Below are 6,480 nucleotides of genomic sequence, written 5' to 3'. Positions count from 1 at the left end.
TCGCCGAGCATTTCCATTACGATGCGCGCGGACGCCTCGTGACGGCCGAGACCGGGAAAAGCCGTGTGCGGCTGCATTACGACGAGGCGGGCAACCTCGTGGCGGAAGAGCAGCGCGTCAGTGCCGACTACGGTCTGGACTACCTGACCGTCACGCGGCACGAATACGATGCGCTCGGCAACCGCACGCGCACGGTGCTGCCCAACACGCGCACCGTCGACTGGCTGCGCTATGGTTCGGGGCACGTGCATGGCGTGCTGCTCGACGGCGCGCCGCTGGTGGACTTCGAGCGCGACCGGCTGCACCGCGAGACGGGGCGCACGCATGCGGCGTTCAGCCAGGCGCGCGAATACGATCCGATGGGGCGGCTGGCGCGGTTCACGGTGAAACAGATGGGCGCGGCCAGCGCGCATGAGCGCATTGCCGAGCGGCGGCTGCATTACAGCGCAGCGGGCCACCTCACGCGTATCGATGATCATGCGCGCGGTGCGACGGATTACACCTATGATCCGGTCGGTCGGCTGCTGAAGTCCGTGACGCCGGACCTGACCGAAGTCTTTGCGTTCGACCGCGCAGGCAATCCGGTCGACCCGGAGACGGTACCGCCGAGGCCGGAGGTCGAGACGCCGGAGGAACAGGCGTCGCGTGCCGCGCGGGAGCAGGCCGAAGATGCCGCGTGGCTGCGGGCGAATCCTGGCGAGAAATACCCGCCGCTGCGTTACAACAGGCGGGGCGTGGAGGACAGGCGCAAGCTGGACGCATGGGAGGCGTCGCTGCCGAAGTGCATCGGCAACGTGCTGAAGGAACTGAACCGCACACGCTATGCACACGATGCGCATGGCAACCTCGTGCGGCGGGTCGAGCCGGACGGCACGACGTGGCTGTACCGGTACGACGCAGCGAACCGGCTGATCGAAGCGAAGCGCTATGCGAAGCCGCCTGAGGCGGATGAGCTGGCGCGTAGGGAACCCGTGGCGGGTGGTGGTACGCGGTTCGTCGATGGGAGTGTGCGGCCGCTGCTGGAAGTGAGTTTTGCGTACGATGCGTTCGGTCGACGCACGAAGAAGAAGGTGACGCGACCGGATGGCGGGATCGAGCGCACGTTCTTCACCTGGGACGGCGATGTGCTGCTGATGGAGGAGCGCTTCGGGCTGCCGGTGAAGCACGAGCATGTGTATCGCGGGCTGGAGTTCCGCAGGGCGCAGATCGTGCGGGAGGAGCCGGAGGATGTGTATTCGCTGCCGGTCGCGCAGCGCATGCATACGCTTGAGCGGCATCACGAGTGGCAGGCGGCGTCGCTTTATCTGCACGAGCCGGGATCGTTCGTGCCGCTTGCGCGGCTTGACGAGAAGCTGGTGGAACCGGCGTTCCTCGCGACGGGCACGGATGGGGGTTTCGTGCAGGTGCCGGCAAAGACGCGGCATGCGACGTACTTCTACCAGAATGACCATCTGGGCACGCCGCAGGAGATGGTGGACGAGTCGGGCAAGGTGGTGTGGCTTGCGCGGTATAAGGCGTGGGGTGGGGTAAAGCCTGCACCGTATGGCAACGTCGATGCGGTTGGCACGGATAACCGGATCCGGTTCCAGGGGCAGTATCATGACGAGGAGACGGGGCTCGCCTATAACCGGCACCGGTACTATGATCCGCAGAATGGGCGGTTCATCAGCAAGGATCCGATTGGGCTGGCGGGTGGGGTCAATGTTTATGCGTATGCGCCCAATCCGGTGGGGTGGGTCGATCCGCTGGGCCTCATGGGGAAACCAATTCTGGGCGGCACCCCTAAAGACGCTCAAAAGGCCGTTAATAAGGGCCAAGGGCCATCTGATATCACCAGAATTGATGAACCAGAAAGTAGTGTGCCAGGTAGTCAATGGCATGCACACTGCAAATGTGGTGCGGCAATTAACCAAGATGGCTCCATGCATGACAAGGCAAAGGGGAAAGGGAAATCAGTGTCGCAGCTTTTTTCAAATAAAACACTGAAATGGCTTCAGTCTTTTGGCTGGACATCTCCCAGGGAAGAGTGAATGGATTGTGTGACTAACGGATAAATTGAGAGAAGCCATGAGTGTGAGTACTATTCCTAATCCAAAAAAAATTTTTAGTAAAAAATTCATTTACCAGGATTGTCTGGATGTTGATCTTCTGCTTCAGCATACGGAGACACCGGAGGCCTACCCGTTGATATATAGACAACACCAGATTGAGAGTTGGAAGCTGGCATTTCCACATGGGAATTTGCTTGCACTATGGATCGGGTGTGCAGTCTTCGTAAAAAATTATGTCAAGAATGCAGTGGAAAAATCCAGGGAGGAAAATTTTTTTACGTGTATAGCCTTCTCGATGTACGAGCCAGATGACGAGGAAATTTTGATTCCAAAAATCTATGTGGCTAATGCAGAAAGAAAGAGTCAGATTTCGGATGCACTACGCAAAGTAGCGTTCAATAAAGAGTCTGCCAGAATTTTTGAAATCAAAGCGGCGTTCGAAGCGTGCGGAGTATTGAATGATTTCTCATTTTATGAGGATAGATTTGATGACCCATCAGGAGATGGGAAAATAATGTGGCTATATTGCATTCAGTCTGATTAAAATAGATAGCTAACAACGACGGGTTGTGTGAGCGGCCATTTGCGTACGCGATTAGAGGAAGCCTGGCGAGATAGAAATCGTGTAGCTGACAAAGTTGCAGAAGAATTAGAGGCGCTAGGTGGGTTTGAATCCGAAGTCTGCGATACGTGTACGACTTGCTAACCGATTTGCCCTAACTAACTGTCGTGTGACGTCGAGATGGCTTGTTACGCAGGGCTCAACAACATGTCATTCACTGTGCGATACCGCTACGACGAGGAATGCGACGTGCATCGCTGCAGGAAATCGCAGCAACTGAACGGTTAGTTGTAGCTGCCAATAGAAGAGCTGCATTACAACTGGCATCGGTACTACGATCCGCAAAGCGGCCAATTCATCTCGAAGGATCCGATTGGGCTGGCTGGCGGGATCAACGTCTACCAATACGCGCCCAATCCGATTGGCTGGGTTGATCCGCTGGGATTGGCGCGATGTCCCACAAACGTGCTTGGCAGGAAGGTGTATCAGGACAATTCTCTGATTGATATCTCTACGCCAATTAGCAAGATGGACATTAACCAGACAGCGCTTAATTCTCCAAGCTTCGATAAGCTGAAGGGAATGATCAACGGCGGAGCAACGAATCTGGACTTAATGAATGCTGGATACGCACCGTTCGGTCCTGATGGAAAACAGCTCAATTTGCACCATGTCCTTGGTGACGAACCGGGGCCAATGGTTGAGCTGTCCGCATCAACCCATCAGAAATATTACAAACAACTACATGGTCTGATTGAGAACGGAAACAGCTTTAGAAATGAGCCAGCCGCAGCTCGTGGCTATGATAAGTTCCGTAGTAGTTACTGGAAGCAGAGAGCGGAGGGTTTCAAATGTCGTTGAAAAAGCTAGATCAGTTAATCGAACAAAACGTTGCCGAAGGCGCCGACATTGTTCGTGGTGGACCAGTCACAGTAGATAAGATTCAGCGTGCCGAGGAATTGCTGGGAGTAGCATTTCCTCCATCGTACAAGGACTATCTTACGCAATATGGAGCGATCGAGATCGACGGTCGTTCGTTTGCTGGACTGACTGCCAATGAGGTGGGTGCGATTGGGGACGTCGTTGCTTTCACCAAAAATGCGAGAGAGCAATACGGTATTCCGGATCGATACATTGCCCTCGACTTTCAGGATGGTGACGTCTTTCTCTGCATAGACACGCAAAGCAAGGATTCAGCCGGTGAATCACCGCTTGTCTTGATTAGTCCAGTGAACGGAAAGCAACAGGGAGCGGTCGTTTCCCAAGGCTTGGTTGACTATCTGGAAAAGTACCTATCTGCTTGACGTTAGGTTGTCGCAGGCTGGAGTTCCGCAGGGCGCAGATCGTGCGCGAGGATCCGGAGGACGTGTATTCGCTGCCGGTCGCGCAGCGCATGCATACGCTTGAGCGGCATCACGAGTGGCAGGCGGCGTCACTTTACCTGCACGAGCAGGGGGCATTCGTGCCGCTTGCGCGGCTTGACGAGAAGCTGGTGGAACCGGCGTTCCTCGCGACGGGCACAGACGGGCGCTTTGTGCAGGTGGCGGCGAAGACGCGGCACGCAACTTACTTCTACCAGAATGACCACCTGGGCACGCCGCAGGAGATGGTGGACGAGTCGGGCAAGGTGGTGTGGCTTGCGCGGTATAAGGCGTGGCGTGGGGTAAAGCGTGCGCCGTATGGCAACGTCGATCCCGTTGGCGTGGATAACCGGATCCGGTTTCAGGGGCAGTATCATGATGAGGAGACGGGGCTCGCCTATAACCGGCACCGGTACTATGATCCGCAGAATGGTCGGTTCATCAGCAAAGATCCGATTGGGCTGGCGGGTGGGGTTAATGTCTATGCATACGCGCCCAACCCAGTCGGCTGGATTGATCCTTTAGGGTTAAACAAGTACATCCCAGCACCGGCTTCTCTCCCGGGCTTTCCCGATGCAGTAGTTACCAAGCGCAAAACGCCTGTGCAGGGCGGTGGAATGTTGCGGAAACGCTGGCGTCTTCCAGATGGCTGTATTTGCGAGTGGGATTCGCAGCACGGAGAGGTAGAGAAATACAACAAGCGTGGTAGACATTTAGGTGCATTTGATCCAAATACAGGTGACTCCATATTTGGAAAAGTGGCTGACTCCACGAGGAGGATCGAACCATGACGGAATATCAGTTGCATCGCTATATCTCAGCTTTCGAGAAAGAGGGCGACGCGCATGTTTGCAATATAGAGTTCGTGCATGTACCAAACTTGGAGTTCTTGCAAGCGCTGTTTGATACGCCTGCCGAGAACCCAATGTATGACGTCGGCGCAATAAATAGCCGTATTGCAGAGCAGTTGAATCCCTATCTTCCGTTTGAGCTTGATTGTGAAAAGTACGAATACTTCCTTGAATGCGATCGCGTATAGTGCAAAGAATCTCAATGGACATAGTTCGCTGACGGTACCAATCCGGTAACTTGGGTTGATCCGCTCGGATTGACTATGGAGAAAATTCTGTTTGGAGTAGTTGGGCGAATTATCGCAGGGGATGACGCAAGTTCGTACGTTAAGGTAGTGGATGATGCTGAGAATACAGGGGGATTCTTAATCCTGACGTCGAATCGACCCGACATGATCACTGGTTTTGATAATTGGGTTGAGACGAAGGAGGCTGTAGGAAGCTTCTTTGCGGAGTCCAATTGGGAAGTCGATTGGAAGATAGGTGGGTAACAACAAACGAAGAGCCGCGTTAAGCGGCTCTTCGTTCTGCTACCTAGAGGTCATGCCCGGCCGCGCCTGGATGTCTGCAGCTGAGCGCGCCATACCTTGCGCAGTTCGTCATTGGCGACCTTGCGTTCGATGGCAAACGCTTCGCGCTCGCGCGCTTTGGCGGCGTAATCGTCTTCTGAGGTAACGGTAAGGCATTGCCGGATGTAGTCAACCGAGACATTGACGCGCTGTCCGGCGCTGAAGAGATGGCCTGCGCCTAACCACCTGTCGATGTGTTCCCAGGGCATGAAAGGCTGCTGGGGCGCGCAGGTGTATCCAGAGAATAGCCATCGGGCGTATCGCGCAGCGTGACGGTCATGCCGGATGAGCGTTTCGCTCTGGATGGACGTGCTTCAAGATTGGCGTCCGCCATAATCTTGTCGTGTGTTGACGCGACTGAGTGAATAAACGAAGGGTCGCTGACGCGGCCCTTCGCGCGTTTAGTCGGCAGTGGTGATCAACCGTACCTATTCAACAGCGAACTTTACGCGCCGCTTTGCTTCAAAAGCACAACTTGCCCGATCTGCCTCCCTTCGGGCGTGATTTATTAGATGGAACAAAACCATGACCTCAATTGCTTGCGTAGGCGACAGTACCACCCACGGCGGATTCATCATCACTGGCTCCGACACGATGAACGTGAAGGGGCGCAAGGTCGCCCGACGAGGCGATCTGGTGTCGTGCCCAATCGAGGGGCACGGCGTCAATCCGATCATCGAGGGCACCGACATGATCATGGACAATGGCGTCCCAGTCGCTCTGCACGGGCACCGCTGTGCCTGTGGCTGCAGGCTGATTGCGTTGGGTGCGGACGTGACGGTCGAATGAATGCATTGCCCCGTTTAGCTGCCGTTGCTCACGGTCGCGAGTACGTACTGATTGCAGAGACGCGGCTTTCCGGAATGCTTCCGCAACGTCCTCGCTGGTTCCCACGGGACACGTTTTAATGGACGTGGTAATCGGCTCAGCCGTTGAAGGCCTTATGCAATAAGGCGTGCAGAGCCTGTCCGTCTTTTTGTGTGCGAGGCAGTTAAAAAAGGATTACCCGCGGGCAAGCGTAAAACGCTCGCCGAACAGGATGGCAAACTGGTTCATGGCTGATTTCCAGTCGAAGGCGGTGCGTAC

The 6,480-nt window shown here is 55.4% G+C and carries 9 protein-coding genes and 1 pseudogene; 9 read left to right on the top strand and 1 reads right to left on the bottom strand.

All coding sequences use genetic code 11. The annotated features are described in order from the left end of the window. From HHL14_RS32490 to HHL14_RS32455, 8 genes and pseudogenes are all read left to right on the top strand, one after another. Window positions 1–2,030 (top strand): RHS repeat-associated core domain-containing protein (locus HHL14_RS32490; RefSeq protein ID WP_206002627.1); only part of this gene is annotated, 2,030 nt, incomplete at its 5' end. Between the two features lie 37 nt (window positions 2,031–2,067). After that, window positions 2,068–2,595, top strand: a complete 528-nt coding sequence (locus HHL14_RS32485; protein WP_169501691.1) for a hypothetical protein — start codon at window positions 2,068–2,070, stop codon at window positions 2,593–2,595. A 327-nt stretch (window positions 2,596–2,922) separates the two neighbouring features. After that, window positions 2,923–3,067 (top strand): annotated as a pseudogene (locus tag HHL14_RS33890) (RHS repeat-associated core domain-containing protein); the annotation flags it as partial. Window positions 3,068–3,093: 26 nt separating this feature from the next. Further along, entirely contained in the window at window positions 3,094–3,474 is a 381-nt protein-coding gene (locus tag HHL14_RS32475; protein ID WP_169501690.1) for an HNH/ENDO VII family nuclease, read from the top strand. Continuing rightward, window positions 3,465–3,917 (top strand): SMI1/KNR4 family protein, encoded by a 453-nt coding sequence (locus tag HHL14_RS32470; protein ID WP_169501689.1) that lies wholly within the window; start codon window positions 3,465–3,467, stop codon window positions 3,915–3,917. Before HHL14_RS32475 ends, HHL14_RS32470 begins: the two co-directional genes overlap by 10 nt. 41 nt (window positions 3,918–3,958) lie before the next feature. After that, complete coding sequence (locus HHL14_RS33885) at window positions 3,959–4,765, top strand: colicin E3/pyocin S6 family cytotoxin (protein ID WP_206002626.1); 807 nt, start codon at window positions 3,959–3,961, stop codon at window positions 4,763–4,765. Further along, window positions 4,762–5,013 (top strand): DUF7683 domain-containing protein, encoded by a 252-nt coding sequence (locus tag HHL14_RS32460; RefSeq protein ID WP_169501688.1) that lies wholly within the window; start codon window positions 4,762–4,764, stop codon window positions 5,011–5,013. The genes HHL14_RS33885 and HHL14_RS32460 overlap by 4 nt, the downstream gene beginning before the upstream one ends. 75 nt (window positions 5,014–5,088) lie before the next feature. Then, window positions 5,089–5,316 carry a hypothetical protein gene (locus HHL14_RS32455; RefSeq protein ID WP_169501687.1) on the top strand — a complete coding sequence of 76 codons (228 nt, stop codon included), beginning with the start codon at window positions 5,089–5,091 and terminating at the stop codon, window positions 5,314–5,316. Between the two features lie 50 nt (window positions 5,317–5,366). Here the strand turns inward: HHL14_RS32455 and HHL14_RS32450 are convergent, their stop codons facing one another. Then, complete coding sequence (locus tag HHL14_RS32450; RefSeq protein WP_169501686.1) at window positions 5,367–5,603, bottom strand: hypothetical protein; 237 nt, start codon at window positions 5,601–5,603, stop codon at window positions 5,367–5,369. Between the two features lie 316 nt (window positions 5,604–5,919). On the opposite strand from HHL14_RS32450, the gene HHL14_RS32445 reads away from it, so the two are divergent. Further along, a complete protein-coding gene (locus tag HHL14_RS32445; protein WP_169501685.1) occupies window positions 5,920–6,183 on the top strand; it encodes a PAAR domain-containing protein in 264 nt (87 codons plus the stop codon). Window positions 6,184–6,480 lie beyond the last annotated feature (297 nt).

Source organism: Paraburkholderia antibiotica (genome assembly GCF_012927125.1).
In the GTDB taxonomy this organism is placed as follows: domain Bacteria; phylum Pseudomonadota; class Gammaproteobacteria; order Burkholderiales; family Burkholderiaceae; genus Paraburkholderia; species Paraburkholderia antibiotica.
Note: the sequence above shows the minus strand (reverse complement) of the source record. Positions and strands in the feature narration are given on the sequence as shown.